Here is a 16,700-nt window from a genome sequence, read left to right as displayed (position 1 = left end):
AAACTTAATTACAGGCTTTGAATATTATTGGTATTGGATGTAGATTGGTTTAGGTGTGAGTTTCAAAAGTTCCTCTGGTGTCATTAACCTGTTTGGAGCTTTCTTCAAATCGTTCTTGTAAAACACTTTAAATCCAGTAAACTGAACAGGTTCAGAAAAGATGAAATGTCTGTATGTTCCTTTTTTCAATTCCGGTTCGCCCCATCCATCCATGTGCATTACCACTTGTACTTCCGGACGAAGTTTAATGTTTTGCGAATTGGTAACCATTTTCTTTGTAAAACGATGTAATACGAAAACTTTTGGAGGAAGATTGTGCTTTTTAACAATATCTGCTAAGTAACCTGTTACATAATTAATATCTGCAGCATCGTATGTTCCAATTTTTTTACCAGGTAAAGAGCCATCTTTCATAGAAAATTCAGGGTCGATGCCTAAATGCACATATGGCAACTCTAAATATTTTTCAATATGAGGTAATTCTGCTTTTATAGTACTTAAAGCTACTTGTAAATCTAAAAATACAATCGTATTTGGCTGCATTTTGGCAATTTTTAAAACAGAATCAATCTGCTTATTTCCCATACGATTAATGTATTTTCCATCTTTACCAGGTGTTCCGCTAGCTACGGCAGCGATGTAATGTAATCCTGGTTGTACAGGTGTAGATGGATCTGCCTTTTCCCATTTTTTAACTTCTGTATTTAAACGTTGCCACATTTCTTTTGGAGCATATTCTCCAAGGGCGCCCATTTTTTTTGAGTGAAGATTTCCATAGTAAACTACAATTCTTTTAAATGGTAAAATTGCACCTGCTAATGGATATGGCTGATTTTTAGCTGGCCATTTCCCCGTTGTATCTGTTATTGATAGTTTTTTTACTAATGAGTCGTAAAGCTTCGGATCAACCGGCTTCATAACATTTTCAACAGTATCCGTTTTTTTCTTTGTCGTGTCAGAAGAGAACATTTTACCAACGCCACCGGCTTTGCCGTCAGAATTGCAATTGGCAAATAAGCCTATCGCAGCAAAACCTAGCACAATTGTGCCGGTTAATTTTGGAAATTTCATAGATATATTTTAGGTTAAATTTTAGACAGTTTTTCCGAATCTGTTTGGGATGAAATTATGACGGAAAATTGAGAGTACAAAATAAAATAGTTAACATTTAAACATTACAGAATTTACCGAAAACACCAAGGGGTAATTTTACGCCTTCAGTAGCTTGTAAGTATAATTCGCCGGTCTCTAAATTGTTTACAGATGGGAATGATGTCCTGATTAAATTTTCTACAATAACTGATGAAAATCCCAGTGAGTAGGTATTAAGAATTAGAAAATGCTCTTCTTCATCCAGAAGCTGAACAACATCTTGCATCATTTCTTGAATATGATCTTCAAGCTTCCACTTTTCACCGTTTGGTCCATGCCCGTAAGCCGGAGGATCCAAAATAATTCCGTTATATTTTTTACCTCTTTTAAGTTCTTTTTTAACAAACTTTAAGGCATCCTCAACCATCCAACGGGTATTTTTTAAACCCGAAAGTTCTTGATTTTCATTCGCCCAGGTAACTACTTGTTTTATCGAATCTACGTGAGTAGTTTCTGCACCTGCAGCATTTGCAATAAGCGATGCAGCACCTGTGTAGGCAAAAAGGTTTAAAACTTTTGGTTGTGGGGTTTTAAATTTTTTAATCGATGATGAAATATAATCCCAATTAACAGCCTGTTCGGGGAAAACACCAACATGCTTAAAAGAAGTTAAACCTAAACGAAGTTTAATAGCAACTTCATTATTTTTGTATTCAACATGCCATCTATCAGGAATAGCTTGGTTTTTCTTTACCCATTCTCCCGAAGTTGCCGAACGACCTCTAAAAGTTATATTTGCCCTCTTTTTCCACTCTTGCTCAGAAAGTGTTTTTTTCCAAACCGCTTGTGGCTCTGGGCGAATTAAAATTGCAGTTCCAAAACGTTCTAGTTTTTCAAAATCCCCGCAATCAATCAGTTCATAATCTTTCCAATGGGTTGGGGCAAGTAATTGTATCATGTAATTAAAATAGCTTTAAATTTGGATAATTTTTGATGAGTTGGTCATCTGTAATTAATGTTAGATCATTTGCCATTGTTTGTGAAATAATCATTCTATCAAGAGGATCTTTGTGGATTAATGGTAGCGTTAAATATTTGTCAAAATCTGGTTTCTGAAAATTTAATATTGTAATACCATCATTTGTTATTACATCATACATTTCCTGAATACTTCTTGTAATAAATAATTTTCCAATATTAACTTTAACAATTATTTCCCAAATACTAGCAACGCTGATAAAAATTTCGTTTTCTTTATTATCAACTGCTTCAATGTATAGGATATTAAAATCTTCTTCATTGTTAATTAAAGAGATGAATATATGCGTATCAATCAAATACCGCATTACATATAATCTTTAAGATCTTCTAATGGCTCGTTAAAATCTTTAGGAATAATAAATAGACCCTTCGCTGCTCCATACAAGCCTTTTGGTTCTTCTACTAAATCATCTTGATTAATTGACTTTTCAGGCTGTTTAGCATGTTTGGCTTTCAAAAAATCAATAAAATCTTCAACCTCATTTACCATGCTTTTAGGTAAGGTTTCTAATTTATCGATGATATTTTTTGTTGCCGCTGTCATAATCAAATATAAGAATTTTATTAAAACTTATCTTTTGCAGCTTTCATAAAGCGGCTGGCGAAAACGAAGTCGTTAAGTTCTTTTATATCCGTATGGGCGATTTCTTTGTTGCTTCCTTCCCAGAATTTTTTTCCTTCGTGCAAAAACAAAATGTAATCTCCAATACCCATTACCGAGTTCATATCGTGGGTAACTACAATGGTTGTGGTTTTAAATTCTTCAGTTAATTCTTGGATCAATTCATCAATTACAATGGATGTTTTCGGGTCTAAACCAGAGTTAGGTTCATCACAAAATAAATATTTAGGATTCATGGAAATAGCTCGGGCAATACCAACACGCTTTTTCATACCACCAGATAATTCAGCAGGAAATAGCTTGTTTTTACCCGCAAGATTTACGCGTTCCAAACAAAAATTTACTCTATCTACTTTTTCACTTCTGCTTTGGTCGGTAAACATATTTAGCGGAAACATAATATTATCTTCCACTGTCATACTATCAAAAAGAGCCGAACCTTGAAAAAGCATCCCAATTTCTTTACGAACATCAATACGTTGCTCATAAGTCATCGGTGTAAAATCGCGACCATCGTATAATACCGAACCCGAATCTGGTTGATGTAAACCAACCATACATTTAAGTAGTGTTGTTTTTCCCGAACCAGAACCTCCAATGATAAGATTTGTTACGCCTTCTTCAAACTTCCCTGAAATGCCTTTCAAAACGTCATTTCCAGAGAATGATTTATATATATCTTTAATTTCGATCATTACAATAACAATTGAGTAACTAAATAATCGCAAACAAGAATCGAAATACAGCTAATTACAACCGCTCTTGTACTTGCCTGAGAAACCTCTAATGCACCACCGCGAACGTAAAAGCCTTCATAAGCCGGAACGGATGTGATAATAAATCCAAAAACAAATGCTTTAACTAATGCAACAACAATTGTGTAAGGGTTAAAATCAGTTGTAATACCTTGTATATATTCGGCAGGAGTTACCGCTCCAGAGATTGAACCGCCAATATAACCACCAGAAATACTTAAGAACATAGAAATAATTACCAACATTGGAACCATTGTTATACCTGAAATAATTTTTGGTAGAATTAGATAACCCGGCGCATTTATTCCCATAATCTCTAGTGCATCAATTTGCTCAGTAACTCGCATCGAACCAATTTCTGATGAAATTGCAGACCCAATTTTACCTGCTAAAACAATTGCGCTAATGGTTGGGCTAAGTTCTAAAATACTCGAATCTCGGTTAACTGAACCAATAATGGTTTTAGGGATAAAATCGCTAACCAGCTGGAAAGCAATCTGCAATGTCATTACTGCACCAATAAAAGTAGAGATGATTGCAATTAAGCCAAGCGAGCCAACACCAACGTAATCCATTTGTTTGGCTATTTCTTTTAAATATATCTTCAGTTTTTCCGGCTTTCTGAACACAGATTTGAGTAGCAGTATGTACCTGCCGAAATTGGTAAAATTCATTCCGTATGTGTTGCTTAATTAAGTGTGCATTATATAATACTACAAAGAAACGATAAAAAAGTTGTAGCCCTTTGTTAATTACAAAAATATTCGTGGTTTTGAATATAAATATGGTTTTTTGCTTACAAAAATTAAACCACAATACATGAAAGCTTTAATAACTGGTGCAACAAAAGGAATTGGTAGAGCTATTGCGATTAAATTATGGCAAAATGGATATGATTTAGCACTTATTGCCAGAAACAAAAAAGAACTTGAAAGCTTTAGAGATGAACTATTTCTGACTGGGAGAACGGTTTTGATTTATGCTGTTGACTGTTCGCAGAAAGAGCAGGTTTATGATTTTTTAAACAAGGTTGATAATGAGTTTGGGTTTGTTGATGTTTTGGTTAATAATGTCGGAACTTTTTTACCAGGTAGCTTGCTCGATGAGGATGATGAAGTTTTTGAAATACAACAGCAGCTCAACGTAAATTCCGCCTATTACATTAGTAAGTTTTTTGCTAAAAATATGCGTTCTGCTGGGCGTGGGCACATTTTTAACATATGTTCGGTTGCAAGTAAAACACCTGTAAAAAATGGCGGAAGTTATAGTGTAACAAAAGCAGCGATGTTAAGTCTTAATAATGTATTGCGGCAAGAATTAGCACCACACAATGTAAAAGTAACTGCTTTTTTGCCGGGTTCAACCAAAACTTCATCATGGGAGGGAACAACAATTCCGGATGAAAAATTTGTACAACCCGAAGATATTGCAGAAACGCTATTTACCATTTTAAACTTAAGTAAAGGGGTAAACGTTGATGAGGTTTTAATCACTCCGCTAGATTTTTAAACACAAAATGAACAACGTTATGGAAAAGAAGCTTTTTAGAAACGAACACGATAAAATGATTGCCGGTGTAGCTTCGGGTCTTGCAGATTATATGCAGGTTGAAGTAACCATAGTTAGACTGTTATTTGCATTATCAGCAATATTTTTTGCAGGAGGCGGACTTATCGCCTATGTAGTAATGTGGATTATTGTTCCGGTTAATAATGATCCGGCAGCCAAATTCTCAAAGTTTAACGATTATTTTAAGAATAATCCAAATACACCACCTTTTGGCACTAGTGGTGCTTATACTGGTCCGGTAGGTTCTACAAATACAAATTGGAGCCAGCCATTAAGCGATACTCAAAAAGTGCCTTTCGAAAGTCACGCCGATTTTAGCAAATTCAATAAACCTAATGATACAGGACGTACAATAGGAGGCTTGGTATTGCTTGTAATTGGTTGCTTTTTTCTGATGAGAGAACTGGATTTTATTCCGGATTGGTTCCGCTTTAGGAATTTCTGGCCAGTAATTTTCATTGTTTTGGGTATTAGCATCATCGCGAAAGCTAAAAGAAAAAATGATTGGGCAGCATTTCAAAATCAGCAATCTGCTGAAACAGAGCCAAAAACGGAAACTGTTACTAATGCAATTATTGTTGAAGAAACAGAAAAGCCGAAAGATGATAATAATTCGAATCCCGCTAACCCTCAAGTATAAATATTATGAAACTCGATAGACTGATTTGGGGTATCTTACTGCTTTTTATAGGTGGTGTACTCTTGCTAGAAAACTTTAATGTAATTACTTTTTACTGGCGTAATGTATGGCACTTTTGGCCAGTGTTTTTAATTATTGCAGGTTTAAACATCCTTTTTAATAAAAATAATACCCAAACGGGAAGCATAATTTCCATTGGCGTTTTAGTAATTACACTTTCTTTCCTATTTGTAAAAGGACAACAAAAACCCGAGCGTGGTTCTTGGTGGGGGCATAAACTTAAAGATGATGTTGATATTAACATCGATGATGATAATGAAGATTCGAATGATGAGGACACCGCTGGAAACCGCTTAAATTTTTCAGAAGTTTTTAACGCAGTAGATACAACTAAAAAAACTGTGTTAAATATTTCTGGTGGTGGAATTTCTTTTAATCTTGATGGAGAAACATCTGATTTGATAAACGCTGACGTGAAAAAGAGAAGACGCAGTAACTTTTCGCTTGTAAAACAATTAACTGATAGTGCTGTGGTTTTAAACTTCAAAATGGAAGGTAAAACTAATAAATGGAATTTTGGTGATGGCGGAAATGATGTTGATTTTAAACTGAATAAAGCTCCAAAATGGGATATCAACATGAAACTAGGTGCTGGAGAAGCAGATTTCGATTTCACTGATTATAAAGTTAGATCTTTCCGCTTTGATGGTGGTGCCGCATCTTTAGATATTAAAGTTGGCGATTTATTACCAATTACCGATGTTGTTGTAAAATCGGGAGTAGCCGATGTTAAAATCAAAATACCAACAAACTCTGGTTGTCGCATAAAAACCAAAACAGGTCTATCAGCAAAAGATTTTTCAGGCTTTGAAAAACTAAGCGATGGCGTATATGAAACAGCCAACTATAAAACATCAACCAAAAAAATATTTATTAATTTGGATGGCGGTTTAAGTAACTTTGAGGTATCGAGATACTAAGTTTTAGGTTGTAAGTTTTACGTTATAAGTTACATAAGCTATTTGTAGAACAGTAGAAATTAGTTTCTGTAACTTGCCTACCACTTAAAACTTACCACATAAAACGTATAACTTAATGGAATACACAGTTGTAATAAATGGAAAACCACAAGGGCCATACAGTTTGTCCGAGCTTGCGAACCTGAATATTACACCAAATACATTTATCCGTAAACCCGGAATGGATGATTATAAAGAAGCTCATGCAATACCAGAATTGCGTGAGCTTCTTGGTTTTAGCTATCAAAAAACCGCACCGCAATATTTCGCAGCTTTCGATTTGCGATTATTAGCCTCAGTTATTGATCACTTTCTTATTTTCATAATTTACAGCCTCTGTATTTTAATCAGCTTTGCTTTTATAGAAGGAAAAGACCAACGAATTATGGCCTTTGTAACGCCTTTGCCATTAATTTTTATTGTAAAACTTATTTATGGCAGTTTTGCAGAATCATCTGGCAAGCAGGCAACAATTGGTAAACGATTGGTAAATATTAAGGTTACAGATTTAGAAGGAACAAGAGTATCTTTCGGTCGCTCATTAATTCGAAATTTCTCTAAAATACTTTCTGTAATTCCGGTTTTCTTCGGCTATTTCTATAGTTTTCTAAATAAAAAAAATCAATGCTGGCACGATATATCTGCAAATACTTTGGTGATAAAAGATAGGTTGATATAACAAATTATTAAGTTTTGAACGATTTAGAAACTACTATTCACTCACTCAAAATTCATTCATGCCGTCATTAAATATTCGAACATTCCAACATCAAAACATTCCAACAATACTTATCTTTGCATCGGCATGGAAAATATACTTGTAAAAGATGGTTTAGGTGGTGGATATTGCAACAGTTTAACGCAATATTCCAGGTTTTTAACTCGCGAGGTAAAGATTGGAGATATGGCATTGGGCGGTCATAATCCAATTCGCATTCAATCGATGACCACGACCGATACCATGGATACTATTGGAACGGTTGAACAGACCATTCGTATGGTGGAATCTGGTTGTGATTATGTTCGAATTACGGCTCCAAGCATCAAGGAGGCTGAAAATTTATCCAACATTAAAAAGAATTACGCTTTCGCGGATACGATGTTCCCTTAATTGCCGATATTCATTTTACACCGAACGCTGCTGAAATGGCGGCCAGAATCGTAGAAAAAGTTCGTGTAAATCCGGGAAACTATGCCGATAAAAAGAAATTCGAAAATTTAGAATATACTCAGGATGCTTACACGGCAGAACTGGAAAGGATAAACAAGAAATTTATTCCGCTGATTAAAATTTGTAAGGAATACGGCACAGCGATGCGTATTGGTACAAATCATGGTTCTCTTTCTGATCGGATTATGAGCCATTACGGCGATACACCAAGAGGAATGGTCGAATCGGCAATGGAATTTATCCGTATGTGCGAGGCTGAAAATTACTATAATCTGGTTATTTCCATGAAAGCTAGTAACACACAGGTAATGGTTCAGGCTTACCGTTTATTGGTAGAAACCATGGTTAAGGAAGGAATGAATTACCCTTTACACCTTGGCGTAACCGAAGCTGGTGATGGCGAAGATGGTCGTATAAAATCGGCTGTTGGAATTGGAACATTGTTAGAGGACGGTTTAGGCGATACCATTCGTGTTTCGTTAACGGAAGACCCAGAATTTGAGGCGCCAGTTGCGAAAGCTTTGGCAGATAGATATGTGAATAGAGTTGAAAGTCAAAAGTTGAAAGTTGAAAGCAACACTGTCGTATGTCATCATGAGCTTGTCGAAGGACAATCACCAACTTATAGTCCATACCAATATTCCCGCAGAATTACTCAACCTGTTCAACACATTGGTGGTCACTACCATCCTTTGGTAATGATTGATGTTACAAAAGAAAACCTGAAAGACCCATATTTTTTAAGTTCTGTAGGGTATAATTATAGTGCTGGATTAGACAAATATAACCTAGCTGACCAAGCCTGCGATTTAGCTTTCCTTGGTGATAATTTGCCGTCATTTTCTTTTCCGGGGAATTTAAAGCAAGTTTATAATTACAATACTTGGTTAAAACTTCAAGATAAAAATAATTGCCATCCGCTTTTTTCTTTGGATGAATTTAGCAAGGCTGAAATCAAAGATGAATTATTAAACTTTGTATCTATTGATGCAAAACAACTAGATAATTTATCAATCGAGCAATCTAACAACATCGTTTTCATTTTGGAAACTTCAGCCAATCACGGAATGGCAGAACAAAGAGCATTCTTCGTTACTTTACAAGAAAAAAATATACAAATTCCGGTAATTATTAAACGCACTTACGAAAATTTAAACGCTGATAATTTACAGCTTTATGCTTCGACAGATTTTGGCGCTTTGTTTACCGATGGTTTTGGCGATGGGATTTGGATTGATGCTCAAGGTCAGGATTTGGCTTTGATTAATTCGACCAGTTTCGGGATTTTGCAGGCAACCAGAACAAGAATTAGTAAAACTGAATATATTTCTTGCCCGAGTTGTGGCAGAACACTTTTCGATTTACAGGAGACTACACAGCTTATTCGTTCGAGAACAGATCATTTGAAAGGCCTTAAAATTGGAATTATGGGTTGCATCGTTAATGGTCCAGGCGAAATGGCCGATGCCGATTATGGTTACGTTGGTACTGGTCCTGATAAAATTACTTTGTACCGTGGACAAGAAGTTGTGAAGAAAAATGTAAATACAGCTTTTGCTTTGGATGAGTTGATTGATATTATTAAAGGTGATGGGAATTGGGTTGAGAAAGGTTAGCTTTTAATTTTTCAAGAAATCAATTCGAGGGATATTTCGGCGCTGTCGTCATTGCGAGGGAGTATTTCACGACCGCGGCAATCTTATCTTTTATGAATGAGATTGCTTTAATCGATGAAAAATCGATTTCGCAATGACGGAATATCCTAAAAGTAACTACAGCCTGTAGAAGAATCGGATGTGTTTCGACAAGCTCAACATGACAAGAATCGAGCATCTGATTTATTATTCTAGCCAATAAAAACTAAATTACCTCAATGAATATTCCAACCTTTCAAACCATATTTAACGAATTCAGAAATTGGCTGATAGAAAAAGACCTTTCAGGAACTGAATTAATTTATTCTTACTTTTTTATTGGTTTAATTGGTGTAACCCTATTTCTTTTCATAACCATATTTGTCACCAGACAAGTATTTATTTTTGCTGTAAAAAGTGCTAAAACGAAGCCCGATTGGCAAAGTGCACTTTTTGAATTTAGGGTTTTCAGAGCTTTTGCATTGATATTTGGAGCATACATTATTTACAATGCTGTTCCATTTGTGTTTATCGATTTTAAAAACTGGCTTTTTTACGCATTAATATTCTCCAGGATTTATGTGGTTTTGGCTACCATGTTTGCCATTAATGCATTTTTAAATGCAATGGTTTCCATAATGGAAGCATCAAGGAAATATGCTGATAAACCTATTCGAAGTTATAAACAGGTTGCAAAAATCATCATCTATATTTTAGGCTTTGTACTAATTCTGTCTATCATTTTAAATGAATCACCTTTGTATATTTTTGGAGGTTTTGGTGCGGTTACGGCAGTATTTATATTGGTTTTTCGCGATCCGATTTTAGGTTTTGTTGCTTCTGTACAGATGAGTGCGATAGATTTGGTTCGCGTTGGCGACTGGATTACGGTTGAAAAATATGGTGCAGATGGCGAAGTAACTGAAATTAATTTAACCACAATTAAAGTTCGTAATTGGGATAAAACGGTTACGATTGTGCCAAGTTATGCCATTGTTAGTGAGTCATTTAAAAATTGGCGAGCAATGGAAGAAAGTGAGGGCAGAAGGATTAAACGTCACATTAATATTAAAATTTCGAGCATTAAATTTTGCGATGAGGATTTAATTAATCGCTTAAAAAGTATCGATTTCTTAAAAGAATATCTTCGCGAAACGCAACAACAAATTGAGATTTTCAACGCCGAAAATACAGTCAATCCAAACAATTTGGTTAACGGAAGGCACATGACGAATATTGGAACATTTCGTGTTTATGCAGAAAAATACCTGGAAAGCAATCCATTCATTAATACCGATTTAACTTTTATGGTACGCCAATTACAAGCTACGGAAAACGGACTTCCTATTGAAATTTATGTGTTTTCTAAAGAAAAGGGATTGAAAAAATTTGAAGAAGTTGCTGCCGATATTTTCGACCATTTGCTTGCTGCGGTTCCTTATTTCGATTTAGAGATTTTCCAAAGCCCAAGCGGAAGCGACATGCGTGGTTTTGTCAGCAGGGGAAATGATTAGTTTTGTTACTGTCATTCTGAACGTAGTGAAGAATCTGTAGGCAATGAAACAAAGCTGTAAGTTTAACTACGATACCAAGTTTGATTACTGCTGTTAAAATTGTCTTTTGTAGGTTACAGATTCTTCGTTCCTCAGAATAACAAAAGTTTCTACTCCCCCAAAAACATCAAAACCTTCTCGCAAACTTTAAACAAAAGTGGAGGCAAAGTTTCATTTCCATAAGGATGCGAGGCACCATAAACATGATTTGCGCCCTCAATTTTAACAAGTCGGCTGTTAGGGTTGGCATTAGCCAGGGTTTGAGCATTTTCAAAAGGAACATTCACATCATCATCACCTTGAACAATTAACCAAGGAATATTTATGCGTTTTGCTGCTTCAACTATGTTTAAGGTTTCTGCATTTTTTTCAAAATCCTCTAATAAGGCAACATTTAAAGGCAGTTGTTCTTTAGTTCTGGCATTGGTTACATAGATTTTTCCTGTACTTTTCCATTCGGCTTCCTGCTCTTTTTTCCAAAGGCTATCGAAACTCGAGATAGAACTCCAGGTAATTAATTTATTAATTCGTAAATCATTTGCAGCTTCAATAATAGCTAAACCACCACCACGACTATGGCCAATTATATTCACTTCAGTTTCTCTACCGTAAGCTTTTTCTATATAATCCAACACTGCATTTACATCAAAAAGTTCTTTCGAAAATGTATTGCCGGCAAAAGCTTCTAAATCACTTACATCTTTAGGATTATTTGCCGGAACGCCGCTGTACGATAAATTAAACTTGATGTAGCGGTAACCGTTTGCAGCAAAATAGCGGGCAACTAAATTATGTGCACCCCAATCTTTAAAACCTTTAAAACCGTGTACAAATAGTACAATCGGCGTATTTGGATTATGCTCATCAAAGGTAATGTCGCCAATTATTAATTTTCCATCCGAACCACTAAGGCTAAATTCGTTTTGTTTAATCATAATATTTTAACAGATGTTATGGAATAGTGTTTGCCTGATTTTTATAAAATAATTATTATGGCTACAGAAAACCAAACCCCAAACCCTGAATCAGAAAACGGATTTTTTGATAATTTAAAGGATAAATTTAACGAATTTAAAGAAAAAGCTGAAGATACATTTGAGGATATTAAAGATAAAGCAGAAGATATTTGGGAAGAAACCAAAGAAAAAGCTGAGGATTTAAAAGACCAGGCTGAGGAAAAATGGGAAGACTTAACCTCAAAAGAAGAAGAAAAAAAATAGTTTAATAACCAAATTGAAGACAGGTGGAATTTTAATTTTACCTGTTTTTTTATTTTAAGGGAATTTTACTTGATGAAGGTAAAATTCGAAAAGTAGTTTTGCGATATGCCATTCCCCTCCTTTGGAGGGGTGCCCGCAGGGTGGGGTGGTTTTGTGTTTCTTGCACAAACAGAAGTTCTCTAAACCCGATAATAGTGGAAATACTTTTTGGTGGTTTTAGAAAAAGATTGCCACGTCGTTCCTCCTCGCAATTAGGGAAATGGAGCAGAATGACAGAAGTTAACAAAAAGATTTAAACGAAAAGCGGGACTAACATTAAGCAAACTCACTGCAATTGCTTTTCAAATAATTTTTATTTTTTGGTATAAACCCACGCCCACCAAATAAAAAATGCCTGAAAAGGAATCCGAATCCATGCAATTAGTGGCGTAATTTCAATTGATTTTAGCATAAAAGGTGCTTTCTGAATCATATAAATATGCACAGGCATAAAGGCTAAAAGCATTAAAATAATTAGCCATGCTCCAAGCTTTCGGGTTGGCGAAAAAAGCAACATAATGCCAAAAGTAATTTCTGAAATGCCCGATAAGTAAATTAAAAATTTGTGTGCGGGCAACCATTCTGGCATAATTGCGTAATAACCTTGGGTAGATAAAAAATGATTAAAGCCAGCTGCAATGTAGAATAGGGCATAAATCCATAGAGAAATTTTGAAAGCTAAGGATGTATTGTCAGTGTTTTGCATTTATTTAAAACCGTTCTAAATTGATGTAAATTACAGATTAATGACGGTGACATGCACTAAGCCTGTTACTTTTGTATCCCGATAATAGTTAACAACGGAATCACTTGGAATATTTAAAAGTAATAGCTTTTACGCATCACCACATCGACCTGAAATCTTTAGGGAAATTAGTTATTTGCGATCAAAGTCTTGATAGCAGGTTGAAGAATATTCAAACGGAACTTCCCGTTAGCGAAATTTTTTACATCGGTACTTGTAATCGTGTAGAGTTTGTTTTCCTTACCAAAGAAAAGACCGACAAAGAATTTGTAACTAAATTTTTAACTGTTCTAGATATGGGTTTGCCTCCTGAGTTTATGGAGCGCTTCCTTGATAATGTTACTGTTTTCGAAAATGAAGAAGCTTTTAATCATTTACTAAGAACTTCTTGTTCTTTAGAAAGTTTGGTTGTTGGCGAAAAAGAAATCCTAGCTCAAATACGTAAAGCTTACGAGAACTGCCGTGATGCAGGTTTTACTGGCGATTATTTACGTATGATAATGGATAGAGTGGTGAAAACGGCGAAAGAAGTTTATACAAACACCAATATTTCAAAAAACCCGGTCTCTGTTGTTTCATTAGCTTATCGCAAACTTAAAGAATTAAATATGTGTGGCAACTCACGTGTTTTAATTATCGGTGCCGGCGAAACCAACCAGAACATTGCAAAATACCTTAACAAACATAAATACTCAAACTTCTCAATCTTTAACCGTACGCTTTCTAAAGCCGAAACTTTGGCAGAAGAATTAAACGGTAAAGCTTATCACTTAAGTGCTTTAGAGAATTTTACCGAAGGTTTCGATGTAATTATTACCTGTACGGGTTCTACAGAGGCAATTATTGATGAAAAACTTTACGCAAAATTGCTTAATGGCGATACTGGCAAAAAGGTAATTGTCGATTTAGCAATTCCAAACGATGTTGCCCCAGCTGTTATTCACAATAACCCGGTTCACTACATCGAGGTAGAATCTTTAAAAGAAGTTGCCCGCAAAAATATTCAGGAGCGTTACAACGAATTGGTTCACGCCGAAGATATTATAACAGCAAATATTGCAGAGTTTTTCACAGTTTTAAAGCAACGCCGTATCGAATTGGCTATGCAAGAGGTGCCCCGCAAGATTAAAGAAATCAAAAATACGGCCTTAAATGGTGTGTTCGCCGACGAAATTAGTCAGATGGACGATGCATCTCGTGAGGTTTTGGAGCGAGTAATGAACTACATGGAGAAAAAATGTATCAGCGTTCCGATGATTATGGCCAAAGAGATTTTGGTTAAAGAATCTTAGGGGATAACCATTTTTTATACTGTCGTCATTGCGAGGCACGAAGCAATCTTAAAGCGGTGGTTAATTAATATTCATAGGCTTAATTATTCTTATTTTCTTAGTGGTTCGATTAATTGAAAAGCAATTCTCTGTGCTTTTCGGTGGGTTCAGTCCTGCTTTTCGTTACAATCTTTTTGCGATTGCAAGTCTGCACCATTTCCGTCATTGCAAGGAGGAACTTCGTGTCAATCTTTTTTCGTTAACCATCAAAAAGTATTTCCACTTCTCCCGATAGCTATCGGGACGGGTTTAAAAGAGCCTCTGTTTGTGCAATATGCTCAAAACCACCCCGCCCTGCGGGCACCCTTCCAAACGAGGGGAATTGCAAATCGCACAAAAATCCCCTTAATATTATAAAGCTTTCCAGACTTTAAACTTTAAGCTTTCCACTCCGAACTGTAACCTCACTGTCTCATTTTTAAACAATTTACTAGATAAAGCCGTATTTAGTTAGATTTGCAAATCATTTAACAACACAGTGAAGAAATTAACCATCGGAACACGCGGTAGCGAACTTGCATTATGGCAGGCTAACCACATTCAAAGTGAATTAGCGGCTATCGGAATTGAGGCAGAAATTAAAATCATCAAAACGCAGGGCGATAAAATCCTGAATTTACGTTTAGATAAATTAGAAGGAAAAGGTTTTTTTACCAAAGAACTGGAAGAAGAACTTTTGGCTGGCACAATCGATTTAGCGGTACATTGCCTTAAAGATTTGCCAACAACTCATCCTGCGGGTTTAACGATTGCTGCAATTCCACCTCGCGAAGAAGCAACAGAATATCTTTTAATTTTAAAGGATTGTGTTGATGTTTCGCAAAAGCTTTCCTTAAAAAAAGGAGCAATGGTAGGTACTTCATCAAACAGAAGAAAAGCACAGCTTTTGGGTTTACGTTCTGATTTAGAAATTGAAGATTTACGCGGAAACGTTCCAACCCGTATTCAAAAACTTCGTGATGAAGATTACGATGCCATTATGCTGGCAAAAGCAGGCATTAAGCGTTTGGGTTTAGATGTAAGCGAATTTCATGTTGAAGAATTAGAACCAACTGAATTTGTTCCTGCTCCTGCTCAAGGTGCTTTAGCGATTCAAATCAGAGAAAATGATAATGAACTTTTTGAAGCTTTACAAAAACTTCACGACCCGGCAACAGCTGAAGAAGTTGGTGTTGAACGTAAAGTGTTGAATATTTTTGAGGGTGGTTGTCACATGCCTTTAGGCTGTTACTGCAAAAAAGAAGATGGCTTTTTCGAAGTGTGGACTTCCAAAGCGGAAACTGCAGAAGATTTTCCTGAACGTTTGTTTTTACGTTCGGAGACTACAGAGGGTTTGGCAGAAAAAATCGTTGCTAAATTTGATAAAGAAAGAAAGAAGCCAGCAAAGGTTTTCATCTCCCGCGAAATTGGTGAACACAGTTATTTCCGTAAAGCTTTAGAAAGTAATAATATAGAAATCGAGGGCCGTTCGCTAATTCGTACGTTCCCGATTGTTACTGTTTTAGACCAATTCATTTTAAAAAATATCGATTGGATTTTCTTCAGTAGCAGAAATAGTGTAGAATATTTTTTCAACTTAAAACCACAATTGCCAAAGAAAACACAATTTGGTGTGGTAGGTAGAGGCTCTGAAGATGCTTTGCGTAAGTTTAATCATTTCGCTGATTTTGTTGGCACCAGTGGCGATATTGCCGAAGTCGCTGAAGATTTTGCGAAATTAGTTTCTGGGAAAAATGTTTTATTCCCAAGAGCGCAAGACTCGTTACAGTCGATTCAGAAGTCGTTACCAGCAGATGCAAAAATTATAGATTTACCAATTTACGAAACGGTTATTGAAGAAAATATCGACCAGAGTTATGCAGATGTGCTGATTTTTACCAGTCCATCGAACGTTGATGCTTATTTCGCTGATAATTTATTGGAACCTGGTCAGCAAGTGATTGCGATTGGTAATTCTACAGGTAAAAAATTCGACGAAATGGGCGTGAAGTATGCTTTACCATATTCGCCTGATGAAATTGGATTAGCAGAAGCAGTTTTTGGGATTGAGATTAGGTAGAGGTTTAGGGTTTAAAGTTTTAGGGTGTAGGGTTTGGAAGCAGAAAGACTAAAGCTAAAAGACTAAAGCAAAAAGCAAGACCAAATCGTCATTGCGAGGTACGAAGCAATCTTAAAGCGAAGAGATTTAAAGATAGAAGTTTACCGAGATATAAAGATACATGCCGTCCTGCGGACACCCCTCTAAAAGAGGTAAATGATGGGCGGCTAT

Annotated in this window: 16 protein-coding genes and 1 pseudogene; 9 read left to right on the top strand and 8 right to left on the bottom strand. The window is 35.8% G+C overall.

Annotated features, from left to right (window positions below; all coding sequences use genetic code 11):
• Positions 1–24: 24 nt before the first annotated feature.
• The 6 genes from ACO05K_RS13085 to ACO05K_RS13060 all read right to left on the bottom strand — a co-directional run bounded on the left by ACO05K_RS13085 (position 25) and on the right by ACO05K_RS13060 (position 4,184).
• Positions 25–1,071 carry a hypothetical protein gene (locus ACO05K_RS13085; RefSeq protein WP_421944876.1) on the bottom strand — a complete coding sequence of 349 codons (1,047 nt, stop codon included), beginning with the start codon at positions 1,069–1,071 and terminating at the stop codon, positions 25–27.
• A 97-nt stretch (positions 1,072–1,168) separates the two neighbouring features.
• A complete protein-coding gene (locus ACO05K_RS13080; protein ID WP_421944875.1) occupies positions 1,169–2,050 on the bottom strand; it encodes a class I SAM-dependent methyltransferase in 882 nt (293 codons plus the stop codon).
• Positions 2,051–2,054: 4 nt separating this feature from the next.
• Entirely contained in the window at positions 2,055–2,429 is a 375-nt protein-coding gene (locus tag ACO05K_RS13075) for a type II toxin-antitoxin system VapC family toxin (protein ID WP_421944874.1), read from the bottom strand.
• Between the two features lie 8 nt (positions 2,430–2,437).
• On the bottom strand, positions 2,438–2,677 hold the full coding sequence (locus ACO05K_RS13070) for a DUF2281 domain-containing protein (RefSeq protein WP_421944873.1): 240 nt from the start codon (positions 2,675–2,677) through the stop codon (positions 2,438–2,440).
• 20 nt (positions 2,678–2,697) lie between these two features.
• On the bottom strand, positions 2,698–3,450 hold the full coding sequence (locus ACO05K_RS13065) for an ABC transporter ATP-binding protein (protein ID WP_421944872.1): 753 nt from the start codon (positions 3,448–3,450) through the stop codon (positions 2,698–2,700).
• On the bottom strand, positions 3,450–4,184 hold the full coding sequence (locus ACO05K_RS13060; protein WP_132403625.1) for an MlaE family ABC transporter permease: 735 nt from the start codon (positions 4,182–4,184) through the stop codon (positions 3,450–3,452). Before ACO05K_RS13060 ends, ACO05K_RS13065 begins: the two co-directional genes overlap by 1 nt.
• A 145-nt stretch (positions 4,185–4,329) precedes the next feature.
• Here ACO05K_RS13060 and ACO05K_RS13055 point away from each other — a divergent pair, with 145 nt between their 5' ends.
• The 6 genes and pseudogenes from ACO05K_RS13055 to ACO05K_RS13030 all read left to right on the top strand — a co-directional run bounded on the left by ACO05K_RS13055 (position 4,330) and on the right by ACO05K_RS13030 (position 11,057).
• Entirely contained in the window at positions 4,330–5,019 is a 690-nt protein-coding gene (locus ACO05K_RS13055; protein ID WP_421944871.1) for an SDR family oxidoreductase, read from the top strand.
• Between the two features lie 19 nt (positions 5,020–5,038).
• Positions 5,039–5,719 (top strand): PspC domain-containing protein, encoded by a 681-nt coding sequence (locus ACO05K_RS13050; RefSeq protein ID WP_421944870.1) that lies wholly within the window; start codon positions 5,039–5,041, stop codon positions 5,717–5,719.
• A 5-nt stretch (positions 5,720–5,724) separates the two neighbouring features.
• Positions 5,725–6,699: a LiaF transmembrane domain-containing protein gene (locus tag ACO05K_RS13045; protein ID WP_421944869.1), complete on the top strand. Its 975-nt coding sequence runs from the start codon at positions 5,725–5,727 to the stop codon at positions 6,697–6,699.
• A gap of 115 nt (positions 6,700–6,814) precedes the next feature.
• The gene (locus ACO05K_RS13040) at positions 6,815–7,417 is read left to right on the top strand and encodes an RDD family protein (RefSeq protein WP_421944868.1); all 603 of its coding nucleotides are present in this window, start codon (positions 6,815–6,817) and stop codon (positions 7,415–7,417) included.
• 126 nt (positions 7,418–7,543) lie between these two features.
• Positions 7,544–9,525, top strand: a pseudogene (gene ispG / locus ACO05K_RS13035) ((E)-4-hydroxy-3-methylbut-2-enyl-diphosphate synthase).
• A 257-nt stretch (positions 9,526–9,782) separates the two neighbouring features.
• Positions 9,783–11,057 (top strand): mechanosensitive ion channel family protein, encoded by a 1,275-nt coding sequence (locus ACO05K_RS13030; protein WP_421944867.1) that lies wholly within the window; start codon positions 9,783–9,785, stop codon positions 11,055–11,057.
• 149 nt (positions 11,058–11,206) lie between these two features.
• Here the strand turns inward: ACO05K_RS13030 and ACO05K_RS13025 are convergent, their stop codons facing one another.
• Positions 11,207–12,031, bottom strand: a complete 825-nt coding sequence (locus tag ACO05K_RS13025) for an alpha/beta hydrolase family protein (protein WP_421944866.1) — start codon at positions 12,029–12,031, stop codon at positions 11,207–11,209.
• Positions 12,032–12,088: 57 nt separating this feature from the next.
• Between ACO05K_RS13025 and ACO05K_RS13020 the strand changes: the two genes are divergently transcribed.
• Entirely contained in the window at positions 12,089–12,316 is a 228-nt protein-coding gene (locus ACO05K_RS13020) for a YtxH domain-containing protein (protein ID WP_421944865.1), read from the top strand.
• Positions 12,317–12,668: 352 nt separating this feature from the next.
• Here ACO05K_RS13020 and ACO05K_RS13015 read toward each other — a convergent pair whose 3' ends face one another.
• The gene (locus ACO05K_RS13015; protein WP_421944864.1) at positions 12,669–13,061 is read right to left on the bottom strand and encodes a MauE/DoxX family redox-associated membrane protein; all 393 of its coding nucleotides are present in this window, start codon (positions 13,059–13,061) and stop codon (positions 12,669–12,671) included.
• A 104-nt stretch (positions 13,062–13,165) separates the two neighbouring features.
• Here ACO05K_RS13015 and hemA point away from each other — a divergent pair, with 104 nt between their 5' ends.
• The gene (gene hemA / locus ACO05K_RS13010; RefSeq protein WP_421944863.1) at positions 13,166–14,392 is read left to right on the top strand and encodes a glutamyl-tRNA reductase; all 1,227 of its coding nucleotides are present in this window, start codon (positions 13,166–13,168) and stop codon (positions 14,390–14,392) included.
• Between the two features lie 517 nt (positions 14,393–14,909).
• On the top strand, positions 14,910–16,490 hold the full coding sequence (hemC, locus tag ACO05K_RS13005; RefSeq protein ID WP_421944862.1) for a hydroxymethylbilane synthase: 1,581 nt from the start codon (positions 14,910–14,912) through the stop codon (positions 16,488–16,490).
• The last annotated feature ends 210 nt before the right edge of the window (positions 16,491–16,700 follow it).

Origin of the sequence: Pedobacter sp. (assembly GCF_965227205.1) — a bacterium.
Lineage (GTDB): Bacteria > Bacteroidota > Bacteroidia > Sphingobacteriales > Sphingobacteriaceae > Pedobacter.
Note: the sequence above shows the minus strand (reverse complement) of the source record. Positions and strands in the feature narration are given on the sequence as shown.